18 protein-coding genes are annotated in these 17,891 nt (G+C 35.2%); 4 read left to right on the plus strand and 14 right to left on the minus strand.

Going from position 1 to position 17,891, the window contains the following annotated elements; genetic code table 11:
* Nucleotides 1-99: 99 nt before the first annotated feature.
* A complete protein-coding gene (locus DKG80_RS06345; RefSeq protein WP_109830480.1) occupies nucleotides 100-1,299 on the plus strand; it encodes an aspartate aminotransferase family protein in 1,200 nt (399 codons plus the stop codon).
* Nucleotides 1,300-1,302: 3 nt separating this feature from the next.
* On the opposite strand, the gene DKG80_RS06350 is transcribed toward DKG80_RS06345, so the two are convergent.
* The 7 genes from DKG80_RS06350 to DKG80_RS06380 form a co-directional block, all read right to left on the minus strand.
* The gene (locus DKG80_RS06350; protein WP_109830481.1) at nucleotides 1,303-2,472 is read right to left on the minus strand and encodes an aspartyl protease family protein; all 1,170 of its coding nucleotides are present in this window, start codon (nucleotides 2,470-2,472) and stop codon (nucleotides 1,303-1,305) included.
* An 88-nt stretch (nucleotides 2,473-2,560) separates the two neighbouring features.
* Nucleotides 2,561-4,438, minus strand: a complete 1,878-nt coding sequence (locus DKG80_RS06355; RefSeq protein WP_221409059.1) for a M23 family metallopeptidase — start codon at nucleotides 4,436-4,438, stop codon at nucleotides 2,561-2,563.
* Complete coding sequence (locus DKG80_RS06360) at nucleotides 4,425-5,033, minus strand: fumarylacetoacetate hydrolase family protein (RefSeq protein ID WP_109830483.1); 609 nt, start codon at nucleotides 5,031-5,033, stop codon at nucleotides 4,425-4,427. Before DKG80_RS06360 ends, DKG80_RS06355 begins: the two co-directional genes overlap by 14 nt.
* A 79-nt stretch (nucleotides 5,034-5,112) precedes the next feature.
* The gene (locus tag DKG80_RS06365; protein ID WP_109830484.1) at nucleotides 5,113-5,598 is read right to left on the minus strand and encodes a hypothetical protein; all 486 of its coding nucleotides are present in this window, start codon (nucleotides 5,596-5,598) and stop codon (nucleotides 5,113-5,115) included.
* Between the two features lie 35 nt (nucleotides 5,599-5,633).
* Nucleotides 5,634-6,149, minus strand: a complete 516-nt coding sequence (locus DKG80_RS06370; protein WP_109830485.1) for a DinB family protein — start codon at nucleotides 6,147-6,149, stop codon at nucleotides 5,634-5,636.
* Entirely contained in the window at nucleotides 6,149-6,670 is a 522-nt protein-coding gene (locus tag DKG80_RS06375) for a gamma carbonic anhydrase family protein (RefSeq protein WP_109830486.1), read from the minus strand. Before DKG80_RS06375 ends, DKG80_RS06370 begins: the two co-directional genes overlap by 1 nt.
* 25 nt (nucleotides 6,671-6,695) lie before the next feature.
* A complete protein-coding gene (locus DKG80_RS06380; protein ID WP_109830487.1) occupies nucleotides 6,696-7,355 on the minus strand; it encodes a pyridoxamine 5'-phosphate oxidase family protein in 660 nt (219 codons plus the stop codon).
* Between the two features lie 84 nt (nucleotides 7,356-7,439).
* Between DKG80_RS06380 and DKG80_RS06385 the strand changes: the two genes are divergently transcribed.
* From DKG80_RS06385 to DKG80_RS06395, 3 genes are all read left to right on the plus strand, one after another.
* Nucleotides 7,440-8,858 carry an aminotransferase-like domain-containing protein gene (locus tag DKG80_RS06385; RefSeq protein ID WP_109830488.1) on the plus strand — a complete coding sequence of 473 codons (1,419 nt, stop codon included), beginning with the start codon at nucleotides 7,440-7,442 and terminating at the stop codon, nucleotides 8,856-8,858.
* Nucleotides 8,859-8,952: 94 nt separating this feature from the next.
* On the plus strand, nucleotides 8,953-10,098 hold the full coding sequence (locus DKG80_RS06390; protein ID WP_109830489.1) for an FIST signal transduction protein: 1,146 nt from the start codon (nucleotides 8,953-8,955) through the stop codon (nucleotides 10,096-10,098).
* The gene (locus DKG80_RS06395) at nucleotides 10,095-10,970 is read left to right on the plus strand and encodes a sensor histidine kinase (RefSeq protein ID WP_109830490.1); all 876 of its coding nucleotides are present in this window, start codon (nucleotides 10,095-10,097) and stop codon (nucleotides 10,968-10,970) included. The genes DKG80_RS06390 and DKG80_RS06395 overlap by 4 nt, the downstream gene beginning before the upstream one ends.
* A 203-nt stretch (nucleotides 10,971-11,173) precedes the next feature.
* Here the strand turns inward: DKG80_RS06395 and DKG80_RS06400 are convergent, their stop codons facing one another.
* The 7 genes from DKG80_RS06400 to proC all read right to left on the minus strand — a co-directional run bounded on the left by DKG80_RS06400 (nucleotide 11,174) and on the right by proC (nucleotide 17,805).
* Nucleotides 11,174-11,638: a CBS domain-containing protein gene (locus DKG80_RS06400; protein ID WP_109830847.1), complete on the minus strand. Its 465-nt coding sequence runs from the start codon at nucleotides 11,636-11,638 to the stop codon at nucleotides 11,174-11,176.
* Between the two features lie 86 nt (nucleotides 11,639-11,724).
* Complete coding sequence (argH, locus tag DKG80_RS06405; protein ID WP_162555719.1) at nucleotides 11,725-13,059, minus strand: argininosuccinate lyase; 1,335 nt, start codon at nucleotides 13,057-13,059, stop codon at nucleotides 11,725-11,727.
* A gap of 10 nt (nucleotides 13,060-13,069) precedes the next feature.
* Nucleotides 13,070-14,167, minus strand: a complete 1,098-nt coding sequence (locus tag DKG80_RS06410; protein ID WP_109830492.1) for a M20 family metallo-hydrolase — start codon at nucleotides 14,165-14,167, stop codon at nucleotides 13,070-13,072.
* Nucleotides 14,155-14,937, minus strand: a complete 783-nt coding sequence (gene argB / locus DKG80_RS06415) for an acetylglutamate kinase (protein WP_109830493.1) — start codon at nucleotides 14,935-14,937, stop codon at nucleotides 14,155-14,157. Before argB ends, DKG80_RS06410 begins: the two co-directional genes overlap by 13 nt.
* A complete protein-coding gene (locus tag DKG80_RS06420) occupies nucleotides 14,934-15,875 on the minus strand; it encodes an N-acetylornithine carbamoyltransferase (RefSeq protein WP_109830494.1) in 942 nt (313 codons plus the stop codon). The genes argB and DKG80_RS06420 overlap by 4 nt, the downstream gene beginning before the upstream one ends.
* Nucleotides 15,875-16,999, minus strand: coding sequence for an aspartate aminotransferase family protein (locus tag DKG80_RS06425; protein ID WP_109830495.1), 1,125 nt, complete (start codon nucleotides 16,997-16,999; stop codon nucleotides 15,875-15,877). Before DKG80_RS06425 ends, DKG80_RS06420 begins: the two co-directional genes overlap by 1 nt.
* 2 nt (nucleotides 17,000-17,001) lie before the next feature.
* Nucleotides 17,002-17,805 carry a pyrroline-5-carboxylate reductase gene (gene proC, locus DKG80_RS06430; protein ID WP_109830496.1) on the minus strand — a complete coding sequence of 268 codons (804 nt, stop codon included), beginning with the start codon at nucleotides 17,803-17,805 and terminating at the stop codon, nucleotides 17,002-17,004.
* Nucleotides 17,806-17,891 lie beyond the last annotated feature (86 nt).

Below are 17,891 nucleotides of genomic sequence, written 5' to 3' on the forward strand. Positions count from 1 at the left end.
AATTTTATCGTTCAATAAGTAAATATGAATTATCTAGAACGAATATACTTGCAAACAGGCTGATTTGTTAACAGAATTTAACCTTTACTGTATTTCAATATGAACAATAGACAACTCTTTATCCAACACCTAGGTCAAACTTCACAATTCCCTCTAGCTATAGAAATTGAACGAGCAGAAGGTTTATATATGTATGGTATCGATGGAAAAAAGTATTTGGATTTGATATCTGGTATAGGAGTTAGCGCACTTGGTCATGGTCACCCCAAGATTACAACTGCTGTTAAAAATCAAGTTGATAAATACATGCACGTAATGGTATATGGCGAATTTATAGAATCACCTCAAGTCAAACTCGCTACTCTTTTATCAAAAACCCTTCCCGAAAAGCTAAATAATGCATTTTTAGTTAACTCAGGGAGTGAAGCCACTGAGGGTGCTATGAAGTTAGCTAAAAGATATACAGGGAGAGGGAAAATCATTTCTTGCATAGACGCTTATCATGGAGCTACTAATGGAGCTCTTTCAGTATGTGGAGATGAAAAACTAAAAAATGCTTTCCGACCACTATTGCCTTTGACTCACCAAATCAGATTTGGAGAAACAGCTGACTTAGATGTAATTGACGAAAATACTGCCGCTATTATTATAGAGACTGTACAGGGAGAAGCTGGTGTTAGAATTGCAAGTAAAGAGTATTTCAAAGCTTTGGAAGCTAAATGTCAACAAACTGGAGCTTTATTAATTACTGATGAAATTCAATGTGGAATGGGACGTACTGGTAAATTATGGGCTTTTGAGCATTATGATATAGAGCCTGACATTCTTTTAACTGCTAAAGGCTTGGGAGGAGGAATGCCGATTGGAGCCTTTATATCATCCAAAGAAATAATGATGTCTTTGACACATGATCCAATTCTAGGACACATTTCCACTTTCGGAGGACATCCTGTAAGTGCTGCTGCTGCTTTTGCGACTCTAGAGACAATCCTCAATGAAAAGTTGATCAGCGAAGTGGAAGCCAAGGGTAAAATATTTAAATCACTCTTAAAACATGATAAGATTTTGGATGTTAGAGGTCTAGGTATGATGATAGCAGTGGAATTCGAATCTTTTGAAAAGCTAGAAGCAATAATTCAACAACTGCTTGATATGGAGATATTATCTGATTGGTTTCTATTTTGTGATAACTCGATGCGAATTGCCCCTCCTTTGATTATTACAGAAGACGAAATAAAAAAGGCTTGCAGTACGATACTACAAGCCATTGATATCGTTTACGAAATTGATGATGCTTAATCTTTATAGCATTGACTTAAGTTGTAATGGAATTGCCTTACCGTCAATTTCAACATCTACAGTTTTACCTGATTGACTTAGCATCGTTCTCAATTTAGCTAAGCCTAGTTTAGATGCATCCTTACCGTCTACTGAATTAAGAACAGCATTCAATTTCACACCTGCGGCTTGTGCTGGGCTATCTTTAAACACTTTATGAACCAATACAGTGTATTTGTCTTTAGCAAGTTGAAGTTCTAAGCCTGATGCATTGATTTCAAACTCCTTAGCAAAATCACCGCTTTTCTCCCAATACATTTTCTTAGAATGATAATCATATACAATATTGAACTTCTTCAATACAGCTCCTCCTATTATACCTGACATCTTTTTATGATTTTGAATACCACTCTTAGCATGACTTAATCCCACGGGAATGTCAGAAAATTCAAAACCTCCGAAAGAAAAACTATTAACCTTGCCTTTATGATGTTCATATTCTTTAGAACCAATACCAGCAACTAAATAGATATAGCTATCTCCTATTTTATTAACCAAATCATTTTTTTCAACAAATGGAGTATTAAAATCAACTGTAGTTTTAGCTCCTGTGTCGACAAAAAACTCGCTCGTTATTTTTTCCCCATTAGCAAATTCAGTAGTCGCTGTAATATGAGGAATATAAGATGTCAACTTAATATCAAAAGACTTACCTGTACCCATATAAGTGTACTCTGAAGGCTTATAAAGTTTAATCTTCATCTCATCATAATTGACGTCTACTACGTAGTTTTTCAATAAATCATATCCAATAATGCCATCGATATCTCTTCCGATACTAATCTCCAAATGAGAAAGGTCGGTTTCGTAAAGTTCTACGTCATGAATAGGTGCTTCTCCAATCAAAAATTCATTATGTTTTACTTTTTTTCCAGAAATAGTACCTTCTGCACTGGTAATAGTCTCATCATGATCAGCACTAATACCTAATTCGGCAGCTTTACTAATATCTAATATTGCTAAGCCGTCTCCTGTGTCAAAAATATAATCAAGCTCTTTAGACCCATTCACTTTTACTTTGATAAACATGTGGTCTCCGTACTGCTCAAACGGAATAGTCGCCACTGGCGACTGTGCGTATAATACTGCTACACCTAAAAACGCTGCAACAAACAAACCGAGTTTCTTTTTCATACAATATCTGATTTAAGAAGTTTTGAAATTAGTCGCATTTACGGGAATTTCAAAAAAAGAATTCTACAATGTATATCCTTCTTAGAAGCTATTGGTAACTCCTTTCAAAAATGGACTTGTTATCAACTTTGTCAATCACCTCTAATTTAAATTCACCCTGGACATTCACTTTATCATCTGACCAAATACGACCAGACTTCACATCATAATTCATCAAAATCCAATCATTGTTTAAATAAGCTTTAACAATTTTGATTCCAGACCTATTATCTTGAACACGAAAACGTACAACACCGTAAGATTTAGAAAGAGGTGTGATCTTAGGAGGTATTGTATCCATTTCTATTGTGTATCGACCTAAGTTCTTTGTTTTAAAAGTGATTTGTCCATCGTGCCAATCACCCCCTACAAATTCAAATCGTTTTCTAGAATTAAGCGTATAAACTGAAGATTTACTTATAGGATAAAATGACCTAGGTGATAAAGTTACTATAACACTCTGATTAAAAGGAACATCTGAATTTTTAAATTCAAAAAACTCCCGATCAATGTTAGAATACTGATATCTCAAATACATAGTATCAAAGAGCGACTTCTTAGGAAATGAAACAGAAGCTGTAGAAGACTTCCACGAAGTAATAATATTCGACGGAATCATTTCTACAGGATCTATTATTATATCATTATCACATACAGATATAGAATCTGGAATTGAATTTCTTAAATCCCAAAGAAAATAGCCCATATCGTTATCGTCATATGCTAACTGTTCTTTGCGAATTTCACCATCCACATGCATCAATGCTTCACAATAACCATGATCTATCAGGTCAGTCTTGAAATGAACATAATTATTAACAAACTCAAATTCGTCCTCCTGAATACCTGTATAGATAGCTCTACCAGTTGATTTAGTATCAATTTGATTAATAGTAAATACGTACTGTGAAATATTTCCATAGGCATCCGAAAATCTAAATTCTATGTCATGAGCTAATGGATCATTGAATCTATAAATCCCTTTGGAACGTCCTGTTTCATAAAAATCTAGATGATTCCCATCATCTATATACATTTTATTAAACCTTCTACCTCCTTGTGAAGAACGTTGATAATTGGTATGTACTAAAATACTCCTAGATTGTGCAAATGAGAGTTTGTCAATTGCTTGTTTGAATACTGGCTTACCATCAACTAACATAGTCTGGTACGGGATTCCATTTTTATTATTAGCACCATCGAGCCGATCATAAGCATATACTTCAACTCCGATGTTTCCTTGTAAAAAAATATCGCCATCCAATACTTCTACTCCATCACTATTTTTGATCACATTGAATTCATGACGTGCAAAAACTCCATTAATACGAGCATTGGCATCCATTGGAACAAAGGCAACTTTTGAAAGTGTCGGGGGTGTTGTATCCTTAATTTCATTGAATCCAAAAAGTAATGGGTTCAACACTTTATGATCCCAAGATCTAATCTCAAAGTGTAGATGTGGTCCTGATGAAGAACCTGTATTTCCAGATTTAGCTATCTCATCACCTTGTTTAAATGCAAACTGATTAGCTGCTGGAAAAAGGTTAACTTCAAAGGACTTTTTCTTGTATTGCTGCTCTCTGACCCAAGCTGCGATCTTAGGACTAAACTTATCCAAATGAGCATATACTGTTACACTTTTATTATGAGGATGAGCGATATAAAGGGCATGACCATACCCTCCAAGAGATACTCTCACTCGTTGAACATATCCATCTGCTGCTGCTAATATAGGCAAACCTGTAATCCCACTTGTTTTGATATCTATACCGGCATGAAAATGAGTAGAACGTAATTCGCCCATTGTACCAGCAAGATGTACTATCTGCCCATGACGCACAGGCATAATAAAATCTCCTTTCTTTGGCTGAGCCAATGAAAACAGAGAAGTCAAAACAAAAACTAGTAGACTACTTAACCTCAAAATCCATTACCTTTTCTTGTTCCAGAAATGCTTCTACATGATTACCTATATTAATTGGACCTACGCCTTTTGGAGTCCCCGTGAATATCAAATCGCCTTTCTTAACAGTTATGAATTTGGATATATACACTATGATATCATCAATATCAAACATCATTAAAGAGGTATTAGCTTCTTGAACCTTTTTACCGTCAATATCAAGACTAAAATTCAAGTTGCTTAAATCATAACCCTCTTTTGATCGAAATTTTGAAATTGGGGCAGAACTGTCAAAACCTTTCGATAATAACCAAGGTAACCCCTTATCCTTAGCTTTGTTTTGAATATCTCTAGCAGTTAGATCAATACCTATCGCAAATTCATTGTAATATGAAGGAGCAAATTTCTTCTCAATGTTTTTACCAACCTTATCAATCTTCACCACCAGCTCAACCTCATAGTGAATATCTGTTGAATAAGAAGGGTAATAAAAAGGGTCATTATTTCTAAGAAGAGCCGTATCTGGTTTCATAAAAATCAGTGGCTCATCAGGAATTTCATTATTAAGTTCCTTAATGTGATCAACGTAGTTCCTACCAATTGCTAATATCTTCATACCTAAGGGCTATTAAATTCAATCCGAAATTAGCACGAACCTACAAACGTAGGAAATAATAAGACTTGTTATTTGACAGTTAATCTACTTTTTCGAAACCATCTACAAAACTAAAAACATCACTTTTCGTCAAATACCCCATCCATTCCTCTTTTGATACAAAAGCCATAATGAGTTTTATAATAATCTTAACATTATGATCATCTAAAATAATCACTCGTCCTCCTTTATTTACGACATACATTGGTCGTTTTTCACCTTTATAGTCTAAAACCAAGTACTTATCATAGATATACCAGCTACCTGAGCGATTCACAGTCTTGCTTTTTTTTCCCGTCGATCTTATTTTAAACTTTCTTGAAGAAAACTCTAATGAGATATTGTTCATTCCTGTGTTATATTCCCAAGTTGAGTTTTGAATATAGTTCTCATCGAACTTGACAACCTCACTTTCAAGGTAAGCTGTAATAATAGAATCAAGTCTTACTTCTTGAATATCTAGTAACTGTGTATTTGAGAAAAGAACAGATGTTGAAACCAACATCAATGCAAGAAAAAAATTCATTACAGATCGAAATGTACCATTAGTATCTAAACGAACTAATTAGACTGTCTCTTATATCTTTCCTGAATTATATTCAGATGGTGTAGGACATGTCCAGCAATTATATAAACCTGAGCTCTAGCAGAGGTAGAAGTACCATTGACATTGCCCTTAGATATAAGCTCACTTGAATTTAGTCCTTTTATGAGTAACAAATTAGCCATTCTTAAATACTCAAACTCTTGAATCAAGACTTTTATGTCATCGTCCATAGCTTTTAAATTATATTCATTTTCATTAAACCCAAATAAACACTGCTGTTCACCTCTGACAATAGACAATAGTCTAAAACCAAATATTCTCTCTACGTCAACTATATGTCTAGCTACTTGCAGTATTGTCCATTTATCAGCAGCATATGCAAAGTGACCATTACCTTCAAAAGGCAGAAACACTTCGCTAAAATGTTCGCATTGACTTTCTAAAACTCTCAACACATCGTTATCTCCAACACACTGAACATAACCATCAAAAAAACTGTTGTACTCTGTTTTATTGGGTTTTATTATCATTATTTCTCTTCGTTTTTAAACCAACTAGCATATTTTGGATAATTATTAGCGATCCTTTTTATTTCAGCTAAACCTTTATCTCCACTTTCTTTGACTTTTCTTGCAGGGTTTCCTACGTAAATAGAATTAGGTTCTACTATGGTATTTGCTAATACGACAGCCCCTGCTCCTATGATCGCCCCTGCTCCAATAACAGCATTATCCATGATTATAGCACCCATACCGACCAAAACATTATCTTCAATTGTACAACCGTGTATCAATGCACTATGCCCTATTGAAACATTACTTCCTATTATTGTTCCAGCTTTCTCATATGTCCCATGAACTACGACATTGTCTTGAATGTTAGAATTATCACCCACTATAATAGAATTGACATCACCTCTAACTACAGCATTGTACCATACTGTACAATTTTCGCCTAACGTTACCTCCCCTATAAGCGTAGCAGTCTCTGCGAACCAACAACTATCTTTCCACAGTGGCTCAAAACCTCTCACCTTTCGTATTAATGCCATATTTTCTTAGTTTGAAACAAATCTATTATTTCAGATAGCTACATGCAAGCCTAACCGAAGGGCTAACTTCCAATTGATTTTTAAGCTTTTCATCAGATATTGGGGTATCAAAACCTGATTTGAAAGGTAACTCCCCTGCCCAAACATCAAGTTCATAATCTTCGGTTTCATCAACTGGAGCTCCTGTCCTAATCTTGGCTGAAGCACTTTCTATTTTAATTGCTAATACCTTTGTAGCATCTAATTCTTTTTGATTTGGTTCCCTCACTTCATCCCAACGTCCCTGCAATACATTTTCTGTAATTGCATACAATGCCTGATTTTTCTCTTCATCTGATTCTACATGCCTAGCACCACCAAATACCATGACAGAGCGATAATTTGCACTATGATGAAAAGCTGATCTTGCTAACACTAATCCATCAAGCAAAGTCACACAAATACATACTTTGGGAATTTCTAAGGAAGAAATGAGAGACCTACTTTTCATAGATCCATGAACGTATATAGTATCTTCAACTCTACCGTACGCAGTTGGAATGACAAAAGGTGTACCATTAATTTCGTAACTCAAATGACAAATTATACCAGCATCTAATATTTCGAATACTGTTTTCTTATCATAGGTCGCTCTTTTAGCTCCTCTTATAACTTTATTCAATGTTGTTTTTTCAAAATGACTCATGACTTCTTTGTTTATTAATAACAAATCTCCATTGAATCCGGACTATTTTAGCAATCCACTTTTAAACATTTTACTGGTCCAGATATGTTACCTTGGAAATCTATCATAGAAATAAACCCTGAATCGAAACGAACGATTTATCTTCAAATTTCAGATTTCATCATTAAGGAGATAAACATTGGGCATCTATCTGCTGGACAAAAACTACCCAGTTCAAGAACTTTAGCTGACATTCTAAAAATAAATCGAAAAACGGCTATTATGGCCTTTGACGAACTATTAGCGCAAGGTTGGATTGATGTTATTCCTAATAAAGGTGCCTTTGTCAAAAATAACATTCCGACATTCCGACCTCAAGATTTAGGTCGAAAAATGAATATTCCTAAAATCATAAAGAAGGATCCTATCTCATCACTAGTGACTGTCAATGATGGAATACCTGATTATAGACTTTCATTGATAGACAAGCTTTATAAACAAGCCGGATCACTGTCTAAAAACGCGATAGGAAAGAATTTATTTGGAGGTGGAAGCCCTGCTGGAGAAGAATCACTTCGATATGTACTTTGTAACTATTTACACGACTCTCGTGCTATTTCAACCACACCATCTAACATCATGGTAACACGTGGTAGTCAAATGGCTCTCTACCTTGCTTTTTCCATACTTCTAAAGAATGGGGGGAAAGTAGCAGTTGGTGAGTTAAATTATCAAACTGCAAATGATACGATTACTACCTTGGGTGGAAAACTGGTAAAAATTCAACTAAATGATCAAGGTTTGGATATAGATCACCTTGAGGCTACACTGCAGAAAGAAAAAATTGCGGCAATTTATATTACTCCACATCATCAATATCCAACTACCATTACCATGCCGGTAACTCATAGGTTAAGGCTTTTGAATCTAGCTTCTAAATATGACTTTACAATAATCGAAGATGACTATGATTACGATTACCATTATTCTAGATCCCCTATTCTTCCTATAGCTAGTATAGATCAAGAAAGTAGAGTCGTGTATATAGGATCTTTTTCCAAGCTTTTTGCTCCAGCTGTCAGACTTGGATATATGGTGGCAAGTCAAACTTTCATAAATAATTGCATTCCTCATAGGTTACATATTGATCGCCGAGGTGATCCCTTATTGGAAAAGTCACTTTCTATGCTGATAGAAGATAATGAATTGCCTCGTTTACTCAAGAAAAACATAAGTATATACAAGCGTAGAAGAGACCTATTGGCTAGCCTATTAGAAAAAGAACTAGGTAATCAAGTTAGGTTTAAGCTACCAGAAGGTGGAATGGCGATATGGGTAAAATTTCTAAATATCGATATTGACACTTTAAAAGATAAACTACATCAAAATGGGGTAATTATGAATACGGATGTATACACAGCATTCAATTCTCATAGTAGATTGGGCTTTGCCTCACTAAACGAAAAAGAAATAGGAATTGTAATAGAACTACTTACAAAAGTTATTCACCAAATAGTCCAGTGATCCATTGAATAATCCATATTATTGTTAAAGCATCTTTAATTAACTTCAAGAGTATTAAAATTCATTCTATCCAAATTAAACAATTAACCATCCAATGATAATTGAACAAAAAACATGGCATCCTCGAAACGGATGGAATGACGTATCAAAAGAAGTTGAAACTTCAAAAGCAAATCTTGTCCTTGTATTTGGACCAACTGAATTAATTGTACAAGATTCATTGAATGGTACATTAAAAGAACTTTATCCTAAGGCAGAAATTATTTCGGTTTCTTCAGTTAAATCAATTTTATCTGGAGAAATTAATGATGACTTAGTATGTATAAGTGCATTTCAGTTCTCTAATACAAAAATTCAAGCACTAAAGATAAATGTAAATCAAGTGAAAGACAGTTTTGATGCTGGTGCTCACTTATCTGCCGAATTAGATAAAGATGATTTGAAGTACTTAATGGTCTTTACTGATTCCACACATAATGTCAACAGTTCTCAATTAGTTACTGGAATACACTTCAATATATCAGAACATATACCAATTACTGGTGGCGTAGCTTCTGATAAAAACATGTCTAACACAGCATTAGGATTGAATGCAGAAATCGGTCAAGGAAACATAATAGCCATTGGCTTTTCTGGCAATGATAGCAAAATTGGTACAGGAATGGATTTAGGTTGGACATCATTTGGTACTGAACGGTTTATCTCTAAAGTCAAAAACTCAACTGTTTACAAAATTGACCACCTTACACCTTTAGAAATGTATACAGAATATTTAGAAGGACTAGTGGATAACGTTGAGACATCTGCACAAATTGAATTTCCTTTAGGCATAAAAACTACAGAAACAGATAAAAGAATTATTAGAAGCATAGTGAGTTTTAATAGTGAAGATGGGTCTGCACGCTTCTCAGGAGATCTAACAGAAGGTGACAAAATTCGAATATTAAAAACTAACATTTCGCAACTTATAGATTCAGCAAAAAATGCCACTAGGCATAGTAAGAGTGGCATCAATAATGAAGAACCTGATATTGTATTTGTTGTAAATTGCATTCAGAGATCAAAAATTCTTAAAGATTGGACTGAAGATGAGATTTCAGCAGTAAATAACAGTATTGGTGATAAAAGGAAAGTATTCGGGTTTTATTCTTCAGGAGAATTAACTCCCTTTCACCAGTCAGGAAAATGTGAACTCCAAAATCACACTATTGTAGTAACTTCGATACAAGAGACGGAATGAAAAAAGGGTATAATAAATTGCTTCAACGTCAAATCAAAAAGTATACTGAAGAAGACATTCCTGACCATATGAATGAATTGATGTCGAGTATTAGTCAAGCTTATGATTACTATGAAAGGGATCAAGCACTTGTAGAGAGAGTAATGGATATTAGTTCAAAAGAACTTCTATCTGCCAACGAAGAACTAAAGAAAATCAATACTGAAATGGATAGGTTTGTTTATAGTACTTCTCACGATTTGAGAGCTCCTCTTCTTTCTATTCTGGGGTTATTAAACATCATTGAAAAGGAGAATGAACAATATGACCTTAAAGGTTATCTACAACTACTAAGAGACAGTACTGTGAAATTGGATAGATTTATCAGTGACATTATAGATTACTCAAGAAACTCTAGATTGGAGGTTTTGGCTACTGAACTTGACATTACAGAGTTAATCAAAGAATCATTTCAGCATCTGAATTACCTACCAGGCTGTAGTTCATTACTAAAACTTGTAAATGTAGATGCGCCAGTTAAATATTTTGGAGACGAAAGAAGAATATCTATCGTTCTTAACAATCTAATCTCCAACAGTATAAAATACCAAAAAAAAGACATTGCTGATAGTTTTGTAAATATCGAAGCTTCTGTTAGCAAAGATTATCTTGTCATAGAAATTGAGGATAATGGATTAGGAATAGACACTCCTTACCTTAAGAAAATATTTGATATGTTTTATCGTGCTAACCCTGATGCTAAGGGCTCTGGTCTTGGACTTTATATTGTACAAGAAACGATCGAAAAATTAAACGGTAACATTAACGTAGAGTCAACATTTGGGGAGGGGACTAGGTTTACTGTTAAAATCCCTAACCTTCTTAAAGAATAGTAAATCGAACTTGTAATCCATTGTATTTTTTTTGCAGAAACTTCCTTTATAACCAAAAACATATCTGATATAATAAATACAATATCGTAGTTTCTTTACTCCGGCGTGCTTGAGCAATGTTTGTTCTTGGAAGTCAAATTAGATATCAGTTCTAAAAGGTATGTATCAAAAGAAATATTCTAACATTACCAATTAATCAGGTACTACCAACGCTCTGTATTTAGACTGAGTACTGCACGCATAATATCTTTTTGACTTATCATGCCTACAAGCTTCATATTATGATCCAATACTGGAAATCTTCTTATTCTCAAATTCAAAAACATATGAGCAGCTTCAAAGATGTTTACTTCTGGAGATATGTATTTAATATTAGTAGCCATATGGTCTTTGACTAAACCATGTAACCTTGGATAATTATTGTATTTCCCTTTAACAACCTCCTTCAGACAATCACCTTCAGAAATTATACCTACTAATTCCTTTCGATCATTGATAACTGGAGCACCAGATATCTTTCTTTTGAGTAGAGTGTCCACCACATCAAAAATGGACTGATTTGGATGAAACGTTGTAAGCTTAGTAGACATGTAATCCGAAACGGATACAGGCATGATCTCTGAGACTTCTTGTGTCTCAACTTTGACTCCTTGAAAACTTTTTACCATCATTCTAGTTGTTTAATGCAATTAATAATATACATCAAAACAAGAAGAAAATCAACTTAACTAACTGATAATAAGAACCGTAATTTTTACGAAATGAGCTTTAAAATCGACTTATCAGCCTTTTCAAAATCAAAAGAAGAAATAATAGCTTTTAGTTTGGATTCAATCTGATCATTAGCAGGATCTCCTATACTTCCCAAATGAGTATGATTCACCTCCTTACTTAAAGAAGCCCCTCCTTCTTCGATAGCTCTTCCCACCTGAATATATGCATCTCTAAAAGGTACGCCTTCATTTACCAACCTGTTGACCTCTTCTACACTGAATAAGTCGTTATATTTTGGGTCATTGATAATACTGTCTTTAACCTCAATATTCTTCATAGCAAAAATAGCTACCTCTAGGGTAGATTTAAGCTCTTCAAAAGCAGGTAAGAAAGTCTCCTTAATAGTTTGCATATCTCTATGATAACCAGAAGGAAGGTTTGTAGTAATCAAACTTATTTCAGTGGTCAATGATTGGAGTTTGTTCATTTTAGCTCTGATCAACTCAAATACATCTGGATTTTTCTTATGCGGCATTATACTGGAACCAGTAGTCATTTCAGTAGGCAATTTCAAAAAACCAAAGTTTTGAGAATTATAAAGACAGATATCCATACTCATTCTAGAAAGCGTAGCTGCTATACTATTCATAGCAAACGCTACAGTCTTCTCTACCTTACCTCTACTCATTTGAGCATAAACAACATTATAACTTAAATCATCAAACCCTAATAAGTCAGTAGTCATTTGACGATCTAAAGGAAATGAAGAACCATAACCTGCTCCTGAACCTAATGGGTTTTGATTAGCTACTTTATAAGCTGCATTTAGCAAATGAAGATCATCTGTTAATCCCTCTGCATAAGCCCCAAACCATAAACCAAATGAAGAGGGCATTGCAACTTGCAGGTGAGTATAACCTGGGATCAATACATCTTTATGCTCTTTACTAAGTTCATTAAGAGTATAAAAAAGCTCCTCTATAAGCCCTGCAATAGTCTTTATTTCATCACGAATAAACAATCTCAAATCGACCAAAACCTGATCATTTCGAGATCTACCACTATGTATTTTCTTGCCTATATCACCAAGCTTTCTTGTCAGCATTAATTCAACCTGAGAATGTACATCCTCAATCCCTTCTTCTATTACAAACTCTCCAGATTCTATTACTTTTAGAATCTCCTTAAGCTCAGCATGAATCTTGGGAAGTTCTTCTTTTTCTAATAGACCTATACTTTCTAACATAGCAGTATGAGCCATAGAACCATATACATCAAAAGGAGCTAACAATAAGTCCAGTTCCCTATCACGTCCTACTGTATACTTTTCAATATCCTTTGATACCTCAGAGGTACCTTTATCCCAAAGCTTCATATAAATATTTTTACAATTTCACCGCAGGTGAAATATCAAGATGGTTCAATAGTTTAATGTATAGATTAATGCCGTTTTCAATTTCATCAACGTAGATGTATTCATCAGCAGTATGCGATCGAGCAGAATCTCCAGGACCAATTTTAATAGTTGTAAAATCTAAAAGGGCTTGATCAGATAATGTGGGTGACCCATACTTTCTCATACCTATCGCCTCCCCTCTTTTTACAACAGGGTGATCTTCTGAAATACCTGAAGAATTTAACCTTAGTGATCTAGGCTCAACTTCTGACTCTATGAGACTACTTATAATATCTACCGTCTCTTTGTTACTGTAAGCATCAGTGGTACGAACATCTATCACGAACTTGCAACTATCTGGAACAACATTATGCTGTCTCCCTGCCTCCACTTGAGTAACCGTTACATTAATTGGACCTAAGTGATTTGAAACCTTCTCGAATTTAAAATCTTTTAGTTTACCAATATCGGTCATTGCTTTATAAATAGCATTAACACCTTCATTTCGTGCTGCATGGCCACTTTTACCTTTTGCCTCGCAGTCTATTACCACTAATCCTTTTTCGGCAATAGCCATATCCATCAATGTAGGCTCTCCAATTATACCCAAATCAATATCTCCTATCTCTTCCAGTATAGAAGCTATACCATTTTCTCCTGAAATTTCTTCTTCAGCGGTAGCTGCAAGTACAAGATTATATGGAAGGTCATCTTGATCATAAAAGTGCAAAAAAGCTTGAATCAAACTCACCAATGGCCCACCAGCATCGTTGCTACCTAAGCCATATAATCTACCATCAATAATCTGTGCTTCAAATGGGTCAAGTGTATATGATTTGGACGGCCGAACAGTATCATGATGTGAATTAAGAAGGATCGTAGGTTTTTCATCGTCCCAATGAGTTGACGTTGCCCAAAGGTTGTTGTTACGCCTTCTTACTTGAACACCTTTTGAAAATAAAAACTCTTTAATATAGTCAGCTACTAAGCCTTCATTCCTACTAAAAGATTCCAAGCCTATCATTGCTGCTAACAAGTTAACAGCCTCCTCGGTTTTGGGACTATATTTCTCTCCTAATTCAAACATATTATGGTACCTGGATAGTCGTTAGACTGAACTAAACCTATAGAATCAAAATGACCTATTTTAACGGTAAACACACCTAAACCAAGCGCATTGAAGGCATTATCCAACTTTGGAATCATGCCATCACTGATAACTCCTCTATCTTTATGATCCTTGTAACTTACTGGTGTAATCTCAGAAATTACAGTCTTTTTTTCAAAATCACTCAAGACTCCAGGCTGCTCAAAACAATACACCAAATCAACGTCATACATATCACTCATACCAACAGCTATCTCTGAGGCTATAGTATCAGCGTTGGTATTTAAAAGTTGGCCTTGCTTATCATGAGTCAAAGCACAAAACACTGGTACTGTCCCTGCTTGTAATAGAGCTCTAATAAACTCGGCATTTATGGCCTTTACGTCACCTACAAAACCATAATCTATGATTTTTATTGGACGTTTCACCGATTGAATAGCATTGCCATCGGCTCCTGAAAGACCTACAGCATGTTCGCCATTAGCTTGCATTTTAGCTACTATCTTTTTGTTCAAACCAGAGAATACCATTGAAACGATTTCAATAGCCTCTTTATCGGTCACTCGACGACCTTCAACCATATTCACTGGTACACCTAGCTTTTCTTGTAATTTGGAAGCGATATTACCACCACCATGCACAAGAATTTTATCCCCTTTAATAGCAGCAAATTTCTTTAAAAAAGAATCTAACTGATCCTCTTCATTAATGACTTTACCTCCTATTTTGACAATAGTCAACTTACTCATCCTATTAACTTTTGAATTACTAAGTTTGCTGCAGTCACTCTGTTACCAGCTTGATGAATTACAACAGAGCTTTCACTATCTAGTACTTCATCGGCTACAATGACATTCCTTCTTACTGGAAGACAATGCATAAATTTCCCATTGTTAGTCAAGTTCATTTTAGCATTAGTAATAGTCCAACTTTCATCTTGACTTAAAATTCGTCCATAATCTTTATAAGAAGACCAGTTTTTCACATAAACGATATCAGCATTTGCTAAAGCTTTATCTTGATCATATTCTAAAGTGGCATTTGCCATAAATTCAGGAGCAAGTTCATAACCTTTAGGGTGTGTAATCACCAAATCATAATCCATCTTTCCTGCCCATTGCATGAACGAGTTCGTAACTGCTTGTGGCAAAGCCTTTGGGTGTGGAGCCCATGAAACTACTACTTTAGGCTTCTTAGAAGGAAATAGCTCCTTGATAGTAATAACATCCGCAAATGACTGAAGAGGATGTAAAGTTGCTGATTCCATATTAATCACAGGAATCGAACAATGTTTAATGAACTGACTTAATATCTTTTCTGAATAATCATCTTCTCTACTAGTCAAAGAAGGAAATGCTCTCACACCAATAGCATCAAAATAACTGCTCAATACACCAGCAGCTTCAATAATGTGTTCACTAGTATTTCCATTCATCATAGTACCGTCGCCAAACTCTAGTTGCCAACCATCACTACCAACATTGAAAACAAAAGACTCTACACCTAGGTTAAATGCCGCTTTCTGCATACTCAACCTTGTCCTCAAACTAGAATTAAAGAATAAAAGACAGATTGATTTACCCGTCTTAGATTTAGGCCCTTTTAACTCTAACTCATTTTTCAAAGCCAATGCTTCATCGATCCATTTATTTGGGTCATCTACATCATTTACAGAAAAGTAGTTCATTATAATACTGATTTTAGTGCGGTGATAAATGTATCAACTTCTTTCGTACTTATTCCCATTGGAGGGAGTAAACGCAAGGTATTAGGATTTGAAGCTGCGCCTGTAAATATCTTATATTCCTTGACAAGTCTGCCTCTGATCTCTTTTACAGCAAAATCAAAATCCGCACCTATCAATAAACCTTTGCCTCTTACCTCTTTAACTTGATTTATTTTTGAAAGCTCTTCTATCAAGTAACTACCAACTTTAGAAGCATTTTCCATCAAGGATTCCTCTTCAATGACTTCCAAAACAGCATTACCAGCCGCACATGCCAAATGGTTCCCACCAAATGTCGTTCCTAGCTGACCAAACTCAGCTTCAAACTCCGGTGAAATCAAGACTCCTCCAATTGGAAACCCATTCCCCATTCCTTTTGCTACTGTTATCAAATCAGCTTTCACTCCATAGTGCTGGTGAGCGAAAAATTTACCTGAACGTCCATATCCCGACTGTATCTCATCAGAAATCAAAACAGTACCAGTTTCTTGACAAGCTTCTGACAATTCATTCATGAATTCTGATGATGGCTCATAAATCCCACCAATACCTTGAATTCCTTCAATAATTACACAAGCTACATCTTGCTGAGAAAGTGCTGACTTTACACCATCAATATCTCCTAATTCGAACTGAAGAACATGATCACTAGGATTCACTGCAGCTTGAATCTTGGTACTATCTGTCACAGCTACAGCCAAAGAAGTCCTTCCATGAAACCCTTTTTTGAATGCAATTATCTTCTTTCTACCATTTTTAAAAGAAGCTAGTTTTAGTGCATTTTCATTAGCTTCAGCTCCTGAGTTACACAAGAAAAGGTTGTAATCTTCATAACCTGATAACTCTCCTAGCTTTTTAGCCAACTTATCTTGCAAAGGCATTTTGACAGAGTTAGAATAAAATCCAATCTTATTTACCTGCTCAGTAATAGCCTTAACATATCTAGGGTGAGAGTGCCCTATCGAAATCACAGCATGTCCACCATACAAATCAAGATACTCATCTCCATTTTTATCAAATACTTTATGTCCTTCTGCCTTATCGACTTCAATATCAAAGACGGGATAAACTTTATAATTCTCCATTGTTATTTATCAGATGCGATATTAGATATTTTGTCAAAAGACTTTTTTAAACCTTTAATAAGTGCTGAACTCAAGCCCTCGTGCTCCATTTCATTTAAGCCTTCAATAGTACAACCTTGAGGAGTGGTTACTCTGTCTATTTCCTCTTCAGGGTGATTACCAGTAGCTAATAGCAAACTGGCTGCACCTAAACACGCTTGAGTAGCCATATGCTTAGCTTCAGGTGCATCGAACCCTAATTGTACTGCCCCTTGGGTAGTAGCTCTTATTAGTCTTAACCAAAATGCAACACCACTAGCACACACAACAGTTGCAGCCTGCATCATATCTTCATGAATTACCATTGTATCACCTACAGAAGCAAAGATCTTTTCAGCTAATGGAAGATTTGGTTTACCTTCAGCGTTATTACAAAGACATGTCATCGACTGACCTACAGAAATCGCAGTATTCGGCATCGCTCTAATAATTGGAACCTCTCCCACTATTGCTTCTATATCCTTAGTACTTTTACCAGTAATAGTTGAAATTAAAACGTGACGATTTTCTTCAAGGACTGGCTTGATTTCCTCTAAAACACCATTTAACTGACCTGGCTGAATACAAAGAATAATGATATCTGATGCTCTAACAGCATCTACATTTTTCGGTGTTACCATTACATGATTGTGCTTTTTCCAACTATCTAAATTGGACACATTCCTTTTAGTGAGAACTAGTTGCTCAACTTCGAATTCATTTTGATCAACAATACCTTGAGCGATTGCCAGACCTAAATTACCTACACCGATTAATGCGATTTTCATTATCTCTTAAGTTATTATGTTGATAGCTGGGTTGATTAAAAAGCTATTCAAATGATTGTCAGTAGATTATTAAATAACTTATTAGC

The organism is Reichenbachiella versicolor, from assembly GCF_003171675.1.
Taxonomy (GTDB): domain Bacteria; phylum Bacteroidota; class Bacteroidia; order Cytophagales; family Cyclobacteriaceae; genus Reichenbachiella; species Reichenbachiella versicolor.

Excerpts from the sequence above, each read along its gene's own strand:
- DKG80_RS06345 (WP_109830480.1), top strand. The coding sequence starts at position 100 with ATGAACAATAGACAACTCTTTATCCAACACCTAGGTCAAACTTCACAA.
- DKG80_RS06350 (WP_109830481.1), bottom strand. The coding sequence starts at position 2,472 with ATGAAAAAGAAACTCGGTTTGTTTGTTGCAGCGTTTTTAGGTGTAGCA.
- DKG80_RS06360 (WP_109830483.1), bottom strand. The coding sequence starts at position 5,033 with ATGAAGATATTAGCAATTGGTAGGAACTACGTTGATCACATTAAGGAA.
- DKG80_RS06365 (WP_109830484.1), bottom strand. The coding sequence starts at position 5,598 with ATGAATTTTTTTCTTGCATTGATGTTGGTTTCAACATCTGTTCTTTTC.
- DKG80_RS06370 (WP_109830485.1), bottom strand. The coding sequence starts at position 6,149 with ATGATAATAAAACCCAATAAAACAGAGTACAACAGTTTTTTTGATGGT.
- DKG80_RS06375 (WP_109830486.1), bottom strand. The coding sequence starts at position 6,670 with ATGGCATTAATACGAAAGGTGAGAGGTTTTGAGCCACTGTGGAAAGAT.
- DKG80_RS06380 (WP_109830487.1), bottom strand. The coding sequence starts at position 7,355 with ATGAGTCATTTTGAAAAAACAACATTGAATAAAGTTATAAGAGGAGCT.
- DKG80_RS06385 (WP_109830488.1), top strand. The coding sequence starts at position 7,440 with ATGTTACCTTGGAAATCTATCATAGAAATAAACCCTGAATCGAAACGA.
- DKG80_RS06390 (WP_109830489.1), top strand. The coding sequence starts at position 8,953 with ATGATAATTGAACAAAAAACATGGCATCCTCGAAACGGATGGAATGAC.
- DKG80_RS06395 (WP_109830490.1), top strand. The coding sequence starts at position 10,095 with ATGAAAAAAGGGTATAATAAATTGCTTCAACGTCAAATCAAAAAGTAT.
- DKG80_RS06400 (WP_109830847.1), bottom strand. The coding sequence starts at position 11,638 with ATGGTAAAAAGTTTTCAAGGAGTCAAAGTTGAGACACAAGAAGTCTCA.
- argH (WP_162555719.1), bottom strand. The coding sequence starts at position 13,059 with ATGAAGCTTTGGGATAAAGGTACCTCTGAGGTATCAAAGGATATTGAA.
- DKG80_RS06410 (WP_109830492.1), bottom strand. The coding sequence starts at position 14,167 with ATGTTTGAATTAGGAGAGAAATATAGTCCCAAAACCGAGGAGGCTGTT.
- argB (WP_109830493.1), bottom strand. The coding sequence starts at position 14,937 with ATGAGTAAGTTGACTATTGTCAAAATAGGAGGTAAAGTCATTAATGAA.
- DKG80_RS06420 (WP_109830494.1), bottom strand. The coding sequence starts at position 15,875 with ATGAACTACTTTTCTGTAAATGATGTAGATGACCCAAATAAATGGATC.
- DKG80_RS06425 (WP_109830495.1), bottom strand. The coding sequence starts at position 16,999 with ATGGAGAATTATAAAGTTTATCCCGTCTTTGATATTGAAGTCGATAAG.
- proC (WP_109830496.1), bottom strand. The coding sequence starts at position 17,805 with ATGAAAATCGCATTAATCGGTGTAGGTAATTTAGGTCTGGCAATCGCT.